At 53.1% G+C, this 20,096-nt stretch carries 14 protein-coding genes; 11 read left to right on the forward strand and 3 right to left on the reverse strand.

Going from position 1 to position 20,096, the window contains the following annotated elements; all coding sequences use genetic code 11:
• The first annotated feature begins 347 nt into the window (after window positions 1–347).
• The 9 genes from AB1L30_RS14255 (at window position 348) to AB1L30_RS14295 (ending at window position 9,969) form a co-directional block, all read left to right on the forward strand.
• On the forward strand, window positions 348–1,358 hold the full coding sequence (locus AB1L30_RS14255) for an exo-alpha-sialidase (protein WP_367014105.1): 1,011 nt from the start codon (window positions 348–350) through the stop codon (window positions 1,356–1,358).
• Window positions 1,359–2,157: 799 nt separating this feature from the next.
• On the forward strand, window positions 2,158–2,835 hold the full coding sequence (locus tag AB1L30_RS14260) for a hypothetical protein (protein ID WP_367014106.1): 678 nt from the start codon (window positions 2,158–2,160) through the stop codon (window positions 2,833–2,835).
• 292 nt (window positions 2,836–3,127) lie between these two features.
• On the forward strand, window positions 3,128–3,502 hold the full coding sequence (locus tag AB1L30_RS14265) for a response regulator (RefSeq protein WP_367014107.1): 375 nt from the start codon (window positions 3,128–3,130) through the stop codon (window positions 3,500–3,502).
• Entirely contained in the window at window positions 3,502–5,187 is a 1,686-nt protein-coding gene (locus AB1L30_RS14270; RefSeq protein ID WP_367014108.1) for a chemotaxis protein CheA, read from the forward strand. The genes AB1L30_RS14265 and AB1L30_RS14270 overlap by 1 nt, the downstream gene beginning before the upstream one ends.
• Window positions 5,188–5,225: 38 nt before the next feature.
• Window positions 5,226–5,717: a chemotaxis protein CheW gene (locus tag AB1L30_RS14275; RefSeq protein ID WP_367014109.1), complete on the forward strand. Its 492-nt coding sequence runs from the start codon at window positions 5,226–5,228 to the stop codon at window positions 5,715–5,717.
• Between the two features lie 95 nt (window positions 5,718–5,812).
• Window positions 5,813–7,393, forward strand: a complete 1,581-nt coding sequence (locus tag AB1L30_RS14280; RefSeq protein WP_367014110.1) for a methyl-accepting chemotaxis protein — start codon at window positions 5,813–5,815, stop codon at window positions 7,391–7,393.
• Window positions 7,394–7,472: 79 nt separating this feature from the next.
• Complete coding sequence (locus AB1L30_RS14285) at window positions 7,473–8,318, forward strand: protein-glutamate O-methyltransferase CheR (RefSeq protein ID WP_367014111.1); 846 nt, start codon at window positions 7,473–7,475, stop codon at window positions 8,316–8,318.
• 31 nt (window positions 8,319–8,349) lie between these two features.
• The gene (locus tag AB1L30_RS14290; protein ID WP_367014112.1) at window positions 8,350–8,907 is read left to right on the forward strand and encodes a chemotaxis protein CheD; all 558 of its coding nucleotides are present in this window, start codon (window positions 8,350–8,352) and stop codon (window positions 8,905–8,907) included.
• Window positions 8,908–8,922: 15 nt separating this feature from the next.
• Window positions 8,923–9,969, forward strand: a complete 1,047-nt coding sequence (locus AB1L30_RS14295) for a chemotaxis response regulator protein-glutamate methylesterase (RefSeq protein ID WP_367014113.1) — start codon at window positions 8,923–8,925, stop codon at window positions 9,967–9,969.
• A gap of 370 nt (window positions 9,970–10,339) precedes the next feature.
• Here AB1L30_RS14295 and AB1L30_RS14300 read toward each other — a convergent pair whose 3' ends face one another.
• Window positions 10,340–11,272, reverse strand: coding sequence for a hypothetical protein (locus tag AB1L30_RS14300; protein WP_367014114.1), 933 nt, complete (start codon window positions 11,270–11,272; stop codon window positions 10,340–10,342).
• A complete protein-coding gene (locus tag AB1L30_RS14305; protein WP_367014115.1) occupies window positions 11,273–11,605 on the reverse strand; it encodes a hypothetical protein in 333 nt (110 codons plus the stop codon). It abuts the gene before it with no gap.
• Between the two features lie 243 nt (window positions 11,606–11,848).
• On the opposite strand from AB1L30_RS14305, the gene AB1L30_RS14310 reads away from it, so the two are divergent.
• Together AB1L30_RS14310 and AB1L30_RS14315 are read left to right on the forward strand one after the other, a co-directional pair.
• Entirely contained in the window at window positions 11,849–11,977 is a 129-nt protein-coding gene (locus AB1L30_RS14310) for a hypothetical protein (protein ID WP_367014116.1), read from the forward strand.
• Window positions 11,978–12,930: 953 nt separating this feature from the next.
• Window positions 12,931–16,329: a tetratricopeptide repeat protein gene (locus AB1L30_RS14315; protein WP_367014117.1), complete on the forward strand. Its 3,399-nt coding sequence runs from the start codon at window positions 12,931–12,933 to the stop codon at window positions 16,327–16,329.
• A 2-nt stretch (window positions 16,330–16,331) separates the two neighbouring features.
• Here AB1L30_RS14315 and AB1L30_RS14320 read toward each other — a convergent pair whose 3' ends face one another.
• Window positions 16,332–19,829 (reverse strand): glycosyltransferase, encoded by a 3,498-nt coding sequence (locus AB1L30_RS14320; RefSeq protein WP_367014118.1) that lies wholly within the window; start codon window positions 19,827–19,829, stop codon window positions 16,332–16,334.
• Between the last annotated feature and the right edge of the window lie 267 nt (window positions 19,830–20,096).

Below are 20,096 nucleotides of genomic sequence, written 5' to 3' on the forward strand. Positions count from 1 at the left end.
ATCGTCGAACGAACGATCTCGTGGATCGGCAACTTCCGTCGACTGGTCGTGCGGTACGAACATCACTCGTGGATTTACCAAGCCTTCATACATGTAGCGTGCGGGCTCATTTGTTTACGTAGGTTTTGAAACAGCCTCTAGAATGTTAAGCGAAGTTTTCAATTAAGGATTCCTTTGCCTTTCCCGGCTTTGCCGTTATGGCAAGAGATGATTTCGGGCTGCGAACTGGCTTGAATTTATCACTCATCATCAACTTTCAACCAAACAAATCGGCTTCGCGAAGCTTGGCCTCGAATTCTCCCGACGCAACGCAAGCTATCGCGACCGGCTCAATAAGAGGCTTAACAATGCGAACCTTTGCTTGCATGCTGGCTCTGACGATCTGGGCACCGCTCGCGTTTGCCGAGCAGCCTTCCGAAACCAAGATTATCGACACCCGGAAAATCTGGGATCAGGCCCGGCATAATGCGTTTACCGATCTGATTCGATTTCAAGACAAGTTTTACTGCGTCTTCCGCGAAGGAGACGGGCACGTTTCGAAGACCGGCTCGCTCCGCATTCTTCGCTCGGACGATGGCACCAACTGGGAATCAGCCGCTTTGATAACGTCTGATACCTCAGACCTTCGCGATGCCAAGATCTCGGTCACGCCCGACGGCAAGCTGTGCCTTTCCGGTGCAGGGGCCCTGCATCAACCGGCCGATGCCAAGCATCAGTCGTTTATCTGGAACTCCGAAGATGGCGAAAACTGGAGCGACCCTATCGCGATCGGCGATCCGAACTTCTGGATCTGGCGAATCACCTGGCACGACAGTGCCGCTTACGGCGTGGGCTATAACACGGTGAACCGCCATGCAGCTCGACTCTATAAGAGCGAAGATGGCAATTCGTTTCAGCAGGTCGGCAAAGACTTCGCAGTGAATGGCTACGTTAACGAAACCGGTTTGATCTTCCTGAAAGATGGGTCGGCCATGTGCCTGCTTCGCCGCGATGGCACCTCAAAGACAGCGATGCTCGGCACTGCTCAGGCACCCTACACTGAATGGAAATGGCAAGATCTCGGCACCTATGTTGGCGGCCCGGAATTGATGCAAACAAGTGACGGACGTTTTCTCGTCGGGGGACGTATCCTGTCACCAGGTGGCGCAAAGACAGCGATCTGGGAACTCGATCCCGCTCAGGCCAAGCTACATCATCTGGCGACGCTTCCATCCGGCGGCGACACCAGCTATCCGGGCTTCGTCGAACAAGACGGCAAACTGTGGGTTAGCTATTACTCTTCGCACGAAGGGAAAACCAGCATCTACCTTTCGCAGCTCGAACTGCCAGCCACTTCGGTGATTCCTTCCCAGCCTTAGGCGAAAGATTGCTTTCTATCGTGATTGACAAACAGAGTCAGGAGTCGTGAATCGATTCGCTCGATGGAACGACGCCTGAAGGAACGCTGGTCGATGGCGAAGGTATCTGGCCGGGCGATGATTGCGAACGTTTTTTGGGCGGAGAAGGACTTCGGAAAACGTGAGACCGCGTTCCATGCGTAGACGGTCGGCTTCGATACGTACCTTGGTATCTATCTTCAAACACTTAGAAGGGCGGCCACTCTGTGTTCATTGAGACGCGGCACCACTGAAGCCGGTTGAGGCTGATCGGGTATAGGTCGCAATTGTTCCACTTTCCGCGTTAACGGAAGCTTGATAGGACTACAACAATAACCGAAAGAATGCCACGGGGGCCAATCCTGTGTCGAGAAGCGAACCAGAAACTTCCTCGGAACAATTAAAAATGGGCATCCATTCAACGGTGTTGGAAAACAATGTGTCGACGATGCTTTCTAACGGGATTTGGTCGCCCTCTCCAACAAGTCGTACCCTCTGTTTAATTGACTGCCCGGATATCAATGGCACTTCGCTCGCAACCGTCATTAACAATAATGTGCTCTGTTGAATACCAATCTTCCGTTTTCGATTCTCTATCGCTGTATTATCAGGCACGAGCGCGAAGCACAACAATCTGATCGCCGCGGCTCGCCTCAGCACGAAGCTGGCAGGCAAGTTCATACGGCCTTACTGGCACGAGCAGGCGACCAATCAAAACACGCAGCCGCAGTTGCTGACCTGCGTGGTCCTGTAAGCATATCTCAAAACGACTTACCGGGGTGTGATCGAGATCATCGATGCCTCGGACAAGCTACGAGAAACGCTTGACTTCGCTGGGCATTTGCCGCATTACGTGCCCCTGAATTACCTCACTAATCGCACTCAGGTAGCCGACATCGCCGATGCCGTGCTAGTGGAAATCGTTGCGAAGTTCGCTCCGGCAGACGAGGAATTAGCAATCGATTCGGCTGGGCTGGATACCACTTCGGCAAGCGTTCACTTCCAAGCCCGCAGCGGCAGCAAGCGAAAGAAGTTCGTCAAGTTGTCGCTCTGTGTTTTGATCGGCTCACTTCTTTCGGCAGGCCTGGTTTTGACCTGGATTCCCGGCAACGACAAGTGGAAAGCGATGGAGTTGATGGGCAGGTCGGCCCAGGCCATTATGCCTAAGAAACAGTTTGCCGACGCAGACTACGATGCCGATTGGGTCCAAGTATTCTCTCGAGAGGTGTGGAAGGCGAAAACCTGGATCCCACCGCGAGACGGAACGCTCGGCGGCGAATATCTCCCGTTAATGACCGAGGCACACTTAAAGCAGTCAGGATACATCCAACGTTGGAGAATCGAATCGTTTACGAGCGGCCTGAAACGAACCGTCAGTTCGGCCCTGTCACTGAGGAAGCCCAACGCCATGATGAACGAAGTCGATTTTAATGTCCTTGCCTACGCACTGCGGCGTTAGTCGGAAGAGGTTTACTTGGTTGGGTGTTCAACAGAGCAACAATAATCTAAGGACGCTGTCGAATTGCGGCATGCCGCAATCAACACCTTGTTTGTATATATATACCACCACACATAATTATCTCGCATCCACTCGCGTCCCGGTTGACAACACCGGCCGCAGCAGTATCTTTTCGCGACCTTTCAATTGCCGGCTAGTCGTTTGCACGAGGTGTCTCACCCACAGCGAAAGCGATTGCCCTCGAAATGGTCGCATGATAAATGGCATATCAGTTATCCGTTAGGGTATTGTCATGGCAATGATATTAATCGTGGATGACTCATTATCGATACGAAGGATGATGAGCTCGTCGCTGACTGCTGAAGGGCACACCGTCTTGGAATGCAAGGACGGTGGAGAAGCATTGCAGGAAGCGAGCAAGCAGACCTTCGATCTCGTCATTACAGACCTCAACATGCCGGGGATCGATGGTTTGCAGTTGACTCGAAAGCTGCGAAGCCTGCCCGCTACCGCAGATCGTCCGATTCTAATTCTGACGACAGAAACCTCTGCTGCTCGTAAAGCGGAAGCTAAAACGGCAGGCGCCAGTGGCTGGTTATTAAAGCCCTTTCGAGAAGAGACTCTCGTTCGAGCAATACAAACTGTTCTGGCGAAGTCTGGAGTCTAATGATGGAAATCAATCTTGACGAGTTTCAGGCCGCCTTCTTTGAGGAAGTCGCTGAGCATCTTCAGAGCCTGGAAGACGGATTGTTGCAGCTTGAATCTCACCCAGGAGACGAGGAATTAATCCATGGCATTTTCAGAGCGGCTCACTCGATTAAAGGTACCGGGGGGGCATTAGGGTTCACGAAAATTGCCGGGTTCACGCATCATATCGAAACCCTGCTCGATCAAATGCGAATCGGGAAGCTCTCTCCAAGTAGCAAGCGGATCGAACTGCTGCTACTGGCAACCGACTCGCTGACTGGCCTGATCGATGCAGCGAAGGGAGAGATTGATGAGCCTGACAACATCGTTTCATTGACAGAGCTATTGCAATTCGAGCTGGAGGCAATTTCCGATCCAGCTACAGACTTCAACATGCCTCAAGGCGAAGTCGAAGAGTTTTCCCTATTCGATGAAGAATTGACCGCGGGTCCTCCTGAAGCAACTTCAAGAAGTGGAAGAGAAAAGCGAGAAAGCCGCTCCGTGAGCTCCGAATCAATTCGGGTTTCGGTCGGCAAAGTTGAAGAGCTCATCAACCTTGTCGGAGAATTGATGATCTCGAACTCGATGGTTCAACAAGCATTTATCGACAGCAAGCGAGAGTCTCACGAGCTGCAAGAGGCCATCACGGAGATGGGGCTGACCACCAGGCAGCTGCAAGAGAAAGTGATGGCTGTGCGCATGATCTCTATCGGCACCGTCTTTCGTCGCTTTCCGCGCATTGTGCGGGACCTGGCCTTGGCGCTTGGCAAAGACATCCACTTGGAAATCTCTGGCCAGGAGATTGAATTAGACAAGCAGGTCATTGAAGAAATCAGCGACCCACTAACTCATCTGATTCGGAATGCTGTTGATCACGGAGTTGGCTCGCCAGCCGAACGTACAGCAGCAGGCAAGCCAGCAAAAGCTCGAATCCAACTACGGGCGTTGCATGAAGCAGGCAACGTTGTCATCGAAGTCATTGACGACGGTGCGGGGATCAATGCTGAGCGTGTGCGAAACAAGGCGATTGAACGCGGCTTGATCAGCGCTGACGCGGTGCTAAGTGATGATGAAACATACGCATTGATCATGTCGCCGGGATTCTCGACCGCAGAAAAAGTAACCGATGTTTCAGGACGCGGCGTCGGAATGGATGTGGTCAAAAGAAACATCGAAGCACTAAGTGGTTCGATTCAGATTAGTAGCACCCCAGGGCAAGGGAGCTGCTTTCGCATTCGATTGCCACTGACGATGGCAATCCTTGACGGTATGGCGGTAAGGATCGGTGAAGAGACCTACATCCTGCCCCTATTAAGTATCGTCGAATCCCTTCGACCTTCGTCGAAGCAGATCATCCACATGCCTAACCGTCGCGATGTCATCAGCGTACGTGGCGAAACGGTACCGCTTGTGTTTCTTCATCAGCTACTGGGCGCGAAGACTGGCAGCATCGATCCATGCGAAGGACTGGTGATTGTGGTCGAACACAACGGCAAAAAGTTTGGATTCGTTGTTAACGAACTGATTGGTCAATTGCAGGTCGTCATGAAAAGCTTGGAAGCGAATTATGGACGTGTGAATGGAATTGCCGGTGCGACCATCCTCGGGGATGGTCGTGTAGCGATGATTATCGACCTAGCCGGAATTGTACGACTGGCTAGTTGAAGTTTCATGTTCCTTACTAGTTTTTTGGAGGCTTTCCAGTGAATGAAGAACGAGCGGGCGGCAGCATGACGTCCGAAGCAGATAACGGCCAATTTCTCACGTTCACACTACAGAGCGAAGAGTATGGCATTGAAATCCTGAAGGTTCAGGAAATCAAAGGTTTCTCAAAGATCACGCCGATTCCGAATGCACCTGCCTACATCCGAGGTGTCATGAATCTCCGCGGAACCGTGGTTCCTATTATCGATTTGCGTTGTCGGTTCTCGATGTCGGAAAAAGAATACGACCAGTTCACTTGCATCATTGTAGTGAACATCGGAACTCGGGTCGTCGGTCTGATTGTCGATACGGTTTCCGACGTCCTTAACATTCCGCATGACTCGATTGCCGATCCTCCAGACCTGGCAACGGGTGGTGACAACGCATTTATTACCGGGATGGGCAAGCTTGATGAACGTATTGTCATGCTGCTAGACACCTCTCGGCTTGTCAACATGGCTGCCATTGCTGGTATCGATACAGCCGCTTAGCCCCAGTTATATCACTTTACATTTTTCACGGTACGTCGTTTGGCGTAAGACTCTTACTTATACAGGATTTACTAACAATGTCTTGGTTTAATAGCATGAGTGTTGGAAAAAAACTCTTCGCTTCGTTTTCGTTTTTATTGATTCTGATGCTGGTCATGGGAAGCGTTGCCATCTGGAAAATGATGTCGCTCAATGAAAGTGCGGATCAGATCGCCAAGAACTGGCTTCCTGGCGTGATGGCAGCCTCCGAAATCAGTCGCGATTTGAACAACTACCGCGCATTGGAATATACCCACCTCACTTCGGAAGACCCGCAGGAGATGGCGGAAGCAGAAAAGAAGTTAGCCGATCTGAGGGCCAACATGGAAGAAAAGTTGCAGGCCGCTAAAGCAGCCACATCGGGTACAAAAGAAACAGAACTACTCGAGGCAATGGGGCAAGCCATGGCCGGCTATTTTGCGGAAACCGATAAGTGGATGCCGCTCTCGAAAGACAACAAGAACGATGAGGCGGAAATCGTCTTGAAAACGACCTCTTTCGAACAGGCCGAAAAGCTGCGTCAGCTCTCCCGTTCTGAAGTTGACTTAAATACTGAGGGGGCTGACAAAGAAGTTGAAAAGGCGATTGCTTCTTATCAAACAGGGCGAAACGTCACTTTGATTATTCTCGGCATTAACGTCGTGCTCGGAATTGGTATCGCCACTTGGATTAGCCGCTGGTTCACCCGTGCGATTGTGGAAGTGGATGACATTTCGGCATCGGTCGCCTCGGCTTCCCAGCAGCTTGCAGCCGCATCGGAACAGTTGAGTTCCGGAGCACAGCAGTCGGCTTCGAGCTTGGAAGAAACCGCTTCGAGCCTGGAAGAAATCACCGCAACCGTGCGACAAAATGCCGACAACGCCGACCAGGCAAATCAGTTGGCAAACAACTCGCGTGAAACGGCTGAAAAAGGTGGTGCTGTGGTTGCCAATGCGGTTACCGCCATGGGTGAAATCAATCAAGCATCGCGCAAGATTGCTGATATCATCACCACGATCGATGAGATCGCTTTCCAAACGAATTTGCTGGCTCTCAATGCTGCTGTCGAAGCCGCTCGTGCCGGTGAGCAAGGAAGAGGCTTTGCGGTTGTTGCAGGTGAAGTCCGTAATCTGGCACAACGCAGTGCATCGGCAGCCCGTGAGATCAAGACACTGATCGAAGATTCGGTCGAGAAAGTCGAAGCGGGTTCTAATCTGGTCAACAAGTCAGGCGAAACGCTGGAAGAAATCGTGACGAGCGTCAAGCGTGTGACCGACATCGTGGCGGAAATTGCAGCGGCTTCCCGTGAGCAGACGTCCGGTATTGAACAGATCAACAAGGCTGTTGCTCAAATGGACCAGGTCACGCAGTCGAATGCTTCTCAGACGGAAGAGATGAGCGGAACCGCCGTTTCTCTCTCGGAACAAGCGGAGCAATTGAAGGTTGTCGTTTCTCAGTTCAATTTGAATCGAGAAACCATCAATCACGCACCAAAGTCGAAGCCGCGCCAATTGCCAGCTCACGAAACTTCTTACACGAGCCGGTCCAACGGTTCGGCAAAGAAGCAGTATGGCGTCGCGAAGTCGACAGCACCTCGCCGAGATGAATTTGATCTCGTCGGTGCCGGAATCGGCCACGATGGATTTGAAGAGTTTTAAAACGGTATTGACGGAATAGTCGATAGCCCGCGAGCGTTCTCTGACCGCTCGCGGGCTTTTCCTTTAGGAGCATTGAATTATGGCTCTCGCGGCTGAGTTGATATCGGAGAAATGTTTTGGTGATTTTAAGAGACTCATTTATGAGAAAACCGGAATTTCGTTGAACGAATCTAAGCGTTGCCTTCTGTCGACCCGGCTTTCAAAGCGTTTACGCACGCTGGGGATCGATGAGCCTGCCGAGTACTTCAAGCTCGTCACAAGCCAAGGTAGCGAAGGGCCTGAGATGCAAGAGCTGGTCAATTGCATCACCACCAATAAAACGGACTTCATGCGGGAGCCGCATCACTTTCGTTTTCTAACCGAGCGTTGCTTCCCGGCTTTGACGAATCATTCATTAAAAGGGGGGCCAAGAAAGCTGCGAATCTGGTGTGCTGCCTCCTCCAACGGCCATGAGCCTTATTCGTTGGCAATGACCGTACGTGATTACCCTGCTTTCGATTCATCCTGGGATATCCGAATTCTGGCTTCTGATATTGATACGCGGGTGCTTTCGAAAGCTAGTGAGGGCGTATACCCGGCCGATGAACTATCGGTTCTCGAAAAAACGCAATTGCATCGAAATTTCGATCGCGGTACCGGCTCGCAAACGGGTAAAGTCCGTGCCAAGCGCGAACTACGCGATTTGATAACCTTTCGACAAATCAATCTCATCGAGAGTTCGTGGCCCATTCAAACGAAATTCGATGTTATCTTCTGCCGAAATGTGATGATCTACTTCGATCTACCCACCCAGCGAAAGGTGGTCGAACATTTAATTCGCTACTTAAAGCCAGGTGGATTCTTAATGCTCGGACACTCCGAGAGTATCCAATGGACGCCATGCCCCTTGAGATCGTTAGGTCAAACCATATTTCAGCTTGGCTGAATGGTGACCTTAGCCACCGAAAGCTCCGAAGATGCATAATCACTTTCACCACAGATCGATCATTGTTGGAGAAGTGTTCGCCAGCGATCACCCTTCAATTGTGACCACCGTGCTCGGTTCGTGTGTGGCCGCGTGCCTGTTTGACCCGATAGCAAAAATTGGCGGCATGAATCACTTTATGCTACCTCAGGCGAAACGCGAATCGACAAGCGCCGCATACGGTATCCATGCGATGGAGCTATTGATCAACAAAATCATGTCACTCGGGGGTGATCGTCGCCGATTTAAAGCCAAGGTATTCGGAGGCGGTAACGTTCTTGATTTGCGTGCTGAGGGATTCCAGGTCGGCACAAGGAACGTTGCTTTTGTCCACCAGTTTCTGGCCGACGAAGGAATTGAACTCGTTGCGGAACGCGTGGGCGGAAACCAGGGAGTGAAGATCTGCTTCTACACTGACACCGGAAAAGTTCTGCTTAAGCCTGTTGCGAATCGTCAAATGAACGACATGATTCGACAGGAAGTGCAATCACTACGAGAGCCCAATCAAACAGCGGCCCAGGCAGCAGGCGCTGTCACCCTGTTTGACTAACCCAAGTGCAGGCCAATGCGTAAAATAAAAGTGCTGGTAGTAGACGACTCTGCATTAATACGTCAACTGCTTACAAAGATTCTCGGTGCGGAGCCAAGCATTGAAGTCGTCGGAACTGCTGCTAACCCGATGATTGCCTGGAAGAAAATTCAAGAGCACCACCCCGATGTCCTGACGCTCGACGTCGAGATGCCCAAGATGGACGGGCTTACGTTTCTTTCCAAGTTAATGGCCGTACGGCCGATGCCGGTGGTGATGGTGTCGTCGTTGACATTGCGCGGAGCGGAGACAACCCTGAAAGCGCTGGAGCTCGGAGCTATTGATTTCGTCGAAAAGCCTTCCATTGACATTTCGAACGGCACCGCTCAAGTCAGCGAAGAAATAGTCGAGAAAGTGCTCGTCGCGGCATCCTCGAAAGTTCGCAGCAGAAGCAATCATGTGATTCAGGTTGCTGAATCGTCCATGCCAAAGGGCAATGTCAACCTCAAGGAGGCGACAGACAAGGTCATCGCAATTGGTGCCTCCACAGGGGGAACAGAAGCATTAGCGCAGATTTTGCCGGCATTGCCAGGCGATGCCCCGGGAACCGTGGTCGTGCAACATATGCCCAAGAACTTTACCACCGCATTCGCGAATCGCCTGGACGGTCTTTGCCGAATGCGAGTAAAGGAGGCGGAAAATGGAGATCGCATTCTTCGTGGCAGGGTACTTCTAGCCCCTGGAGATCAACACATGGAGGTGGTTCGCCAGGGAGCGGCCTATTACGTTAGATTAAACCATCAGCCTCTAGTGAATGGATTTCGGCCTTCGGTCGATGTCTTATTCCATTCATGTGCCAACCAGCTCGGACCTCACGTCTCGGCCGCCATTTTGACTGGCATGGGGAGGGATGGGGCAAAAGGAATGTTGGCGATGCGCCAAGCGGGCGCCCATACGATCGCGCAGGATGAAGAGACGTGCGTCGTGTTTGGCATGCCCAAAGAGGCTATAGCGGCTGGCGGCGCCGCCACGATAAGCCCCCTCGGTCAAATTGCCAGAGAACTAATTCGCAGCCTGGCGTAGGAGCCGTGTGAAGTTGGCATGCCAAACTGGTTTCGTCGCCAGAGCCATGTGGCGACAAAGCGACCAACCAAGAACCGCAGGCCGAATTGAAGCGGCTTCGCAGACAGCTCAAGCAGACCAAGAGGGAACGCGAATTCTAAAACAAGTCACGTCATCCTTCGCGAAGGAGTCGACACGAAGTATGCCTACATCAAGCAGCATCGCGGCTTGTTGTAGCTGGCGGCTGACCGTGATGGACTACCATAGCCCGTAGGCGAGGCTAAGTAGTTCAGATTGGCTACTTGTAGTTCCTTCCCGCCAGCGTTGGCCACCATCCCAATGAGAGTGGCACCAAGCGTTATCTCACTTCTTATGTTTGTCAGGTATCGTCCTACTGGACGGAGCCATCGTTCCAGTGGTGCTGACGAGAGAAAACGATGTCGAACATTCCATACGCAGCGACGACCGCGAAACATGCGAGCGGTACCAGATAGGACACTGCCACGCCACGAGTATCGATGAGCCAAGCTTGAAGCATTGGGAATAGGGCCCCTCCCAGGATTGCCATCACCAATCCAGCTCCTCCCAACTTCGTATCATCACCCAGCCCCTGCAGAGCGATACCGTAAATCGTGGGAAACATCATCGACATGCAGCCAGAGATGCCAATCAGGCAGAGGACGGCCACGAACCCCGGCAAGGTGATCACAACCGCACAAAATCCAATGGCAAGTACCGCCAGGAAAGCGAGCATGACGCTCGGTCGGCAAACCCACATCAGGGCTGTACATGCGAAGCGGGCGACCAGAAAGAGAATCATCGCTCCGAAATGGTATTTGCCTGCGATGTCGTCGCCGGTCATCGCGGCGGTGTCTGGGATTCCTAATCTGGAGAGGACGGACCGCAGCGTTTGCTCTGCAATGCCCGATTCCACGAGCCAACTGATGTAGTGGATAGTGAATGTCCAGACGCAAATCTGAGCGGCGACGTAGAAAAATTGGGCGATGACGCCAAACAAATAATGCCGATTGCGGAGTAACCTACCCAGCGTGGGCCCAAAGTCGATCGAGGTGCCCGGGTCGGAGGCTTGAGGCATTCTGGTGGCGGCCATCGCCACCCATAACACAAGTAGAAAAGCCCCCATTGCCAGGTACGGTCCCATGACGCTGGTCAGCTCCTCTGACTTCATGCTCAGTAGTTTCTGGGCGTCCATCGCCAGACGGTCTGATTCACTTAAGGGACTGATATTCGGCAGAATGAACCAGGCCGCCAGGATCATACCGACGTTATTGCCGACCGGATTGAATGCCTGCGCAAGGTTCAATCACTTTGTGGCCGTATCGTCAGGACCTAGGGCACAAACGTAAGGATTGCAGCTCGTCTCGAGGATGGAAAGGCCGCTTGCCAAGACAAAGATCGCAGCCAGGAAGCTACCTAACTGCATGCTCAGGCTGGCTGGGTAAAAGAGAAACGAGCCGAGTACGAACAGCCCGAGTCCAACCAGTACCCCCGTCTTGTACGTGAAGCGTTTGATAATCAGGGCCGCCGGTATGGCGAGACAGAAATACGCGCCGTAAAAGCAGAACTGAACCAGCGATGCTTGCAGGTTGGTCATTGTGAAGACGCGGCTGAACACCTTGACCAATGGATCGGTCATGTTGTTTGCCAGGCCCTAAGCCGCGAAGCATGTGGTCAACAGGATAAACGGTAAAAGCGTGCCACTGGGGAGCAGTGGAGTCGACGAGTCGTTTCGCGAAGAGTATTCTCCAAGCATAGGTGTAGAAAATCGCATAATAGAAGAGTTTTATGAGTACAATGGGGCAAGTGACCTGTCCCCTTCAACTGCGTCCATTCAATAAATTTATTGCTGAATGCCTCCCCATTTGAAGGGAGATTTCTTATGCCCCGACGACGCTTCACGCCCGAACAGAATGTGCAGCATCGCCGCGAAGCGGAGGTGCTGCTTTCTTACGAGAAGACGATTGGACAAGCCTGTAAGTCGATAGGTGTCACCGAGCAGACTTATTGACGCTGGCGGAAGGAGTACGGTGGTGTTCACGCAGATCAGGCCAGGCGATTGAAGGACCTGGAGAACGGGAATGCGCGACTCAAGTGTTTGTTGGCGGACGCCGAACTCGACAAGGCGATCCTGAAGGAGGCCGCTTCGGGAAACTTCTATGACTCGACAAGCGACGGCGAATCGTCCGGATGCTCACGCTGATTGACGAGTATACTCGCGAGTGCTTGGCAATCGACGTCACCCGATAACTAACCAGCGAGGATGTTTTAGAGCGGCTTAGCGACCAGTTCGTTTGACGCGGCGTGCCTGACTTTATCCGGAGCGATTTCGGCACTGGGTTTACGGCCATGAAGGTTCGCGACTGGCTGGAACGCGGCGAGGTGAACACTTTGTCCATCGAGCCAGGCAGTCTGTGGGAGAAAGACCATATCGAATCATTCAACGGAAAGTTGCGAGACGAACTAACTCGATCGAGAGATCGTCGACACGCTGTGGGAGGCAAAAGCGTTTATCGAACAGAGGCGTGCCGAGTACAACACGGTAAGGCAATTGAATCAGCACTCTTGCATGGCAACAGAAATTACAAAGCCCGACTGAAAATCAATTTTGCGTGGCGTGACCGATGGTACGAGCAAACGCAAGACAGGAACGGAATGGCCTGCTAGCGTCCTCCCGAAAAGTCTTCTGAATCAATGCGTTTTGCACAACACGCGTCTGAGACCGCTAGCTGTCGGGATTGCGCCAATTCTGCAGCCTTTCACTGGATCCGCCGATACCGAGAGTCGAAAAAATTGGCAGGCTATGCAAGCAACGTCGATTCAGGAAGCGAGAAGTGGGGCGCGATGGAGAGGAATCTCAATCCAGAACTAGGCAATCCAGACCAGCTAGAACAAGGCTCTTGCTGCTGGCAAAGCTCGCTAGCATCCACCATTTCTCGTTCTGTCGCTTTCGTTTTTCTGTTGATGTCGGCGTGGATCGTTGAAGCAGCTCCGCCGGCGGAAGTAAGTGCGCCGCGAAGACTTCCCGTACCAACATCGCTGCCGAAAGTGAGTAAGGAAAAAGACATTCTGCTGCCGCTCATACCTCCTGGTAATGCGGTAAATGATGAGAGTTCCTTAAATTCGCAGGCACCTTCGTCGACTCCAAGCGAATTCAACTCGGATCTGGGGCCTCGCCATACCGCGCCCGTTGCTGAAGAGATTTTGCCGAGCAACCCAATTCGGCATCCCCTGCAAACCGATGCGAAGATCAGCAATGACCTTCAACATCAAGTGCTATTGGAAGCTGCCCGCAATGCGGTGGCCCTGGGCGATCTGAAAGTCGCGGCTGAGCGTTTCGAGACGCTGCTCAATAGCTATCCCCATGATCTGGAAGGACGTCTGGAATTTGCGGGAATACTTCTTCGCTTGGGTCGCCAACAGGAAGCGATTGATAATTATCGCCAGGTTCTTAAGTTAGATCCGCGGAACACACAAGCCTCGCTCACGCTGGCCGACTTGCTGATCGGTCAGCATCAGCTCGACGAAGCAAACGCACTTCTCACCAGTCAACGTCACCTTGATCCGAACAACGTCTCCGTGGCACTCCGTTTGGCGAGTGTCTTGCTTCAACTGGGGAATCGCGCTGCAGCGATGGAAACTCTCCATCGGTCGGTCTTGAAGAACCAGCTCTCCAACGCGGATCGCATCGCGGCTGCGAAGGTACTACGTGCCTTGAACGATCCGGCCGCGGCGCTGCAGATGCTAGACCCTTTGGTCCAGCATCAAGCCCTCGGCCACGTTGGACTTTCGCTGACGCTCCGATGTCAGGTAACGTTGGGCAACTACGATGCTATGCAGCAGCTCGCTGCGCAGTATATCGAGGCTAAGCCGGACAACATCAGCACGCTGCTCGAACTGAGTTCTGATCTACTGGACGAAGAAGATTCTTTAGCCGCACTCTTAATCCTGGAAACTATTGCGACGCAAGTCCCTCCCGACAGCGAGGTCTTAATGCTCCTGGCTCGAGCACGCGTTGCTCAATATCAGCTGCCGCTCGCCCAACTGATGCTCGAAGAGTTCAAACATCTGATTCCAGAAAGAGATCGCATCTTGCTTTGGGGCGAAATTCTGCAGCGGTCCGGCAACTATCTCGAGGCGATCTCCGACTTCGAACAGATGCTGCTGGACGAACCGAATAACCGGCGAGCCATTTATGGGAAAGCCCAGTTGCTGCAAGCGCTGGGACAGTATGACGCCGCGGAAGCGACATTGCGGTGCTACTCTCAGGCCTTTCCTCGAGAACTGGGACCACGATTCCGCTTGGCCCAACTTTTGATCGACCAGCAGCACCTTGATCAAGCCGAGTTCATCTATCAAGAGATCATCGCCGAAGAGCCGGGCGTCGTATTTGCCTACCGTGGGCTGCTAAGGCTATTGATTCGTCAACAACGCTACGACGAAGCCGCGGAATTGATTCATCAACTGCAGCGAACGCGTCCCTTCGAGCCGCTGCTGATGTCAACGCTTCGCATTGAACAAGGGCTTCTATTGGTGAAGCTCGGTCAGGCGATCGAAGCGATGGAACTGCTGAGAAATCATGAGCCTGCCTCACGAACGCAGCTGCCAGACGGATACCTGGTGATGTACCAGGCCGCATGTTTCATTGGCGAACCAAGCCAGATTGAAGCCGCCAAGGTAAGCTTGTTGGGGTGCTGCGGGCAGTCTCTGGAACTCTCGATACGGATGTCGGATGAGGCACTCGCGCAGTGTCTCGACTCGCTGGCGGCGTGTATCCTCGAGCAAGCCAGTCAAATAAGTTCGAGCCAGATCTCGATCGCCGTTCGGTTGGCCGATGCCTATGCGGCCGGCAGTGGTATGCCGGACTTGTGTCGGGCGGCGGAGCTCTATCGGAGCGTCATAGCTCTTTCGCCCACCAATGCCCGAGCCCGGATAGGGCTCGCACGAGTTCTCTTAAAGATGGATCAACCGGTCGAATCGTTGGCCGTATATGCTCGGCTGAATCAAGACATGCCGACCTTTGTAACCGCCCGCCGAGAGTATGCTCGTGTGACCTATGCGGTTGATGGCCGCAAGGCCGGTGACGCGGTCTATTCGGCGCTGCTGCGTGTTGCTCCGTCGGCTCATTCGATGCCAGTTCAACCGATGCATATCGGGCCGGCTTTAACGCTTTCCGCTCGACAGCCGGATCCGATGGACGTGACCAGCGCGATCTCCCTGGAACGCCATGCGAAGTCTTGGAAGGATTGGCGACCAAGCCAGGCAATCTGTGACTACCAATCGTTGATCGCCGAGGAACCAGCGAATGAAGATGCCTACTTCGATCTGGGACAGCAATACCTGGCAAAGCAACGCACATGCGCGGCGATGAACACCTACAAGGAACTACTCTACGTTAACCCATGCAACCAGCCAGCTAGAATCGCTTTGTCAGGCATCAGCCGCGACGTGCAGCCAAGAGGTACGTTTGACTTCCTCTACTTCGGACAAAGCGGACGAAACGGCCTGGCCAATATCAATCGCGCCTCATTGGAATGGGGAGCGGAGATTCCGCTAGGCGATGTCGATCAGTTCCTTCGCTTCGACTACGCTCATCTGATTTACGATCCGAAGACGACCGACACCGTTTTGGGGAATTCCTTCGGAGCGGGCATTCACCAGCGATTCTGGGATGACTATCGCTACTTCGCCGAGATGGATGTCCAAGTCTTCGATGATGGATTCTCGCCACGGCCGCTCTTTAACACCGGCGTGTCGGTAGACACCTGTTGCGATGGCCGGTTTGAAATCGGCGGCTTCCTCGAGAATGTCGCCGAGAATAGCGAGTCGATCGCCCAAGACATCTACATGGGGGGCGGTCGTTTGGCTGGATGCATAATGCCGACCTCGTGGTGGACTGTCCAAAGCCAATATCGATTCAGCGGCTACTCCGATCACAATTTCCGGCACGATCTATTCCTGCACAATCGTATCCAACTGATGAAATCTCCGCATGAACTGAATCTGCTGGCAGACTACGACTTCCTGTCATTTGACGAAGATTCGATCTTCGGTCCAGGTCCTGGCATCGCAGGGACGGTTCACCCCTACTTTGCTCCCTCCGGCTTCTCGCAAGTCAGCCTCGGGCTCGAGTATAAGCTGCACCTCAGCCGCTACGACTTCGAAGGCGCACCACAGCGTTGGGTCTCGCTCGAGTATCGTGGGCAGTGGGACTCGCAAGGGCAGTTCTATAACATTGGACGCGTGCGTGGCTATTGCGATATCTACGGCCGTCTGGCCGCCGGAGTCGAAACGAGCCTTACACGCTCAGCGGTCTACAACAACGACGTCGCTTATGCCTACCTGATCCTCTGGTTCCCGTAGAATCAGCTTGGGTCTCGCTGGATAGAAACGGACTGCGTATCCGGAGAGCCAACTAGCTTCAAAAGCAATTGGTACTCCTCGTCGGCGGCCACATACTGGCCGGCGTCGTGCAACAATTCCGCATATCGCTTTCGAAGATGCAAGTTGTCAGGCTGATCTCGCACGCATTGCGACATCAGCTTCGTTGCCCGATCCAATTGATCATCCGAGGCAAAGTACTCCGCAAGATCTTCCTTCAGTGGTTCACAGCCGTTCTGGGTCGTCAGCTTATCGTAGATCGCTTCCAGATTGCTTCGCATCTGGGGCGAAGGCCGCTTCAAGTGACGCACCGTGTTCACATACGATGGCCAAAGCGACGAGTCGTGAACGATCTGTTGCGATAGATCGTCCAGCAGCGGAACGGCTTGCTGGAACTTTTGGTCGGCCATCAACAAATTGACCAGCCGCAGTTTGGTCTCTGTGAGTTGATAATCCTGGTCAAGCAACTTCTGTAGCTGTGCGATTGCTTGTTCGTATTCGCCGTCATCCTCAAGGGCATTGGCGAACAGGCTTCGTAATTCATTGGCTTCAGGATGCTGCTCGGTCAATTTGCTCAGTAGTTTGACGGCTGCTTCCGGTTTGCCTTCGGCCATCTCAAGTCGAGCTTGAACCTCCTGGGCACCGAAGCTGGGAGGCAGTTCGGCCAGCAGTTCCCTGACGGCGGCGAATTGCTTCTGATCGAACAGCACGTTAGCCAGTTCAAGCGAGACCTCAGCGTCGGGCTTGATGCTCAAGGCTTTGCGATACGCAGCCACGGCGATCTCTGGCTTTTTGACTGAAATCGCACTGCGAGCCAGGCCGACATCAATCTGGAATTGTTGCGTCTTGCTCGGTTTGATCTCTCCAGCTGACGCGGCAGCTCCGATCTCTTTGAACGTGTCGTATGCCGCGGCGAACTCCTTTTGATTACTCAGTTCACTGGCACGAGCCAGCTTCAAGCCCACGTCGTCCGGGAATTCCTTGGCGAGAACCTGATCAAGCTTGTCCAGTCGCTCCTTCTCACCCAGCAATTCCAGCACCCGACGTGCCTCGAAGAGGAGTGCCGGGCTTTGTTTTTCCAAGGGAGCATCCATAATCTTCGCCAAAATGGCGTTCGCCTGATCACGCTGGTGGATACTGATTGGTTGACGGTCCTGGCCTAGTGTCGCCAGAAAATAGTTGTCTTTCCAGAGATGCCAGGCGCACAGCACGCACATCACAGATGCCGCCAAGGCCATCCAGCCTCCATGAATCAACGGGCGAACCAAGGGGCGCGGGGCCGTCTTGGAAATTGGATTCAACGCCGATGCCGTCTTCGATTGCCGCTCCGACGCTTGCAGGCTCTTCAGCAAGCTCCGCGATTGGTTATCGAACTTGATCAAACGCAAGCGATATTCCTCGGCACGCCCTGTCTCCTCCAACTTTCCCATACCGCTAATCGTGCCGACCGGAGAGTTGATTCGGAAAAAGACCTGAGGGGTCAGTTCCAAACGTGACGTCGAATCAAACAGGATCGACTCATTTTCGAGAACCGAAGAAACCACATTGATCGAAGCCGGAACTCCCTCACTCGTTGCCAATTCGATGGGCAGTCGCATCACATTTTTACGCCGGCGACGAGCCGCATTGGGCCCCAGGCGTTTGTATTGATCGTCGACGGCTGCTTCCGCCGATATCGACCACAGATCACAAACCTGCGAATGAGACAAGTTTAAGAAATGAAAGCCTACGCGGAATGCCTGAAAACCTGGTTGTCCTTCCGTTAGCTGCCAACAATTGCGAGCCTCAGCCTGGCAAGTCAATTGCCGAGTGCCGGAAGAAATGTTCAATGTGACGATCGCCCCCACGGGGATCGGTTGATAGACGATCGCTCCCAGGCCCGATTCGTTCACATCGACGCTGATGGCCTGACCTTTCAAACCATCTCCTTCGTACTGAATGTGAACTTCATTGGTTGGATGACGCCACGAGAACCGCCCATCCACAGGACGAAACGCCTTGCGGACAACTTCAAAGGCCATCAGCGATTGGACCGTGATAATCAAGCCACCTACGGCCAATGCCACGTAGTCGTTACTGGCACCAAAGTAGATTTTTGCCGCGGCCCAGGCAATCGCTGCGATACCCATGATGATTACGGTCATGTGCGGAGCGATCAACATGGTGAACTTGGTGCTTTGCCGCCCACGTTTGTTCGTCACCACGAACTTTCCGCGTCCGCGATGAATTATCGCGCGGTACAAACAGCAGCATTGAATCCAAAAGTTGGTCATTGCCTGAACTTCCATGTCCCATAATCGACCGTATCCGTTACTTACCACTTTCACTGCCGTCCAGGTCATCAACAGATAGGTCAGTGTCACGGCCAACAGCGTTAGTGTGAACTGCCCCACAGGAGAGACGCCCGTCAATAGCATCAGGATCGGCGCGGCGTAAAGCAATGCCTTTGCCGGACCGGTCGTCCAGCCGAGCATCGAGCCTAGATAGTTCAACCTCTGTCCAAGGGTAAGTCCCTTTAATGTCAACGGGTTGTCGTAAGCGAAGATGCTGAGATTACCTTCACCCCAACGTAGGCGCTGCGCCGCGAAGGTCGTGATATCCGGGGCGGCTTGGGCGGCGATCATCCGCTCGTTCACAAACAACGACTTCCAACCCTTGGCATGCAGCCGCAGACCGGTATGCATGTCTTCAGTAATCGTTTCAGTCGCGATCAGGCCAACGTCTTCCAGAGCCTTGCGGCGGAAAATCGCCGCGCTTCCGCAGAACACGTTCGCATTCCAAGCGGTCTTGCCTGGCTGGATTACATTGTAAAACAGCTGCCCTTCTTCCCAATAGATTCCTCGCTTAAAGTCGACATGCGATTGGAAACTGTCGAAGTTGTAAAACGCATGCGGTGTCTGCACGAAGGCCAGCTTGTCGTCGGCGAAATAACCCAGCGTACGAGAGATGAAATTCGGTCGAGCGATATGATCGGCGTCAAAAATGACCACGAATTCCCCGTTAGTTTGATCCAACGCGTGGTTCAGGTTACCCGCTTTCGCGTGAATGTTTGTATCGCGTGAGATGTAGTTGACCCCCATCTCACGACACAATTCAGCAACCGCAGGGCGATGTCCGTCATCCAGTACGTAAGTCGTATGCGGATAGTCGAGCTGATTGAGCGCATTGATCGAGCCCTGTAAGAGTTGTACATCTTCGTTGTACGTGGGAAGGAAGACATCTACCGATCGGTTTTCGAGCGGCGGTATCGGCTCGGGATCGATTTGCCGCCAAACCTGCATGAAGTACAGGTACATCAAGAACACGCCCCAGAATTCGGCTCCCAGCAGCATGACCGAGGCGATGACCGCGTAGGTGTTCTCGAAATTGATCGTGTACAGCACGCGATAAGTAAGGTAGGTGGTTGCCGAAACAACCGCCAACACGATCATCAGTTGGCGGATACCTTGAGAAAAATGCGATTGTGTTTGTCGGTCGGTCATATTGGAGCTTTCTCGCAATGGCATCCGCGAGCTAGGGTGCGATCGATGACTTATTCGTCTCTAAAATACGTCACGACTATCTTTTGCGCAGTTCCAGAACCACAAAACTTAGATGCAGCCAGACAGGCGTAAGCAAACTGACGCCTATCGGGGTTATGCAAGCGATAGGGATTGCAGCGATCTGTTAGCAATTTGGGCAGTATTGAACGGCTTTCGAGCCATCTGGCTGGCGGAAAGCTAGTTTTCTCTTACCGACGAAACTAAGAC

The organism is Bremerella sp. JC817, from assembly GCF_040718835.1.
GTDB lineage: Bacteria > Planctomycetota > Planctomycetia > Pirellulales > Pirellulaceae > Bremerella.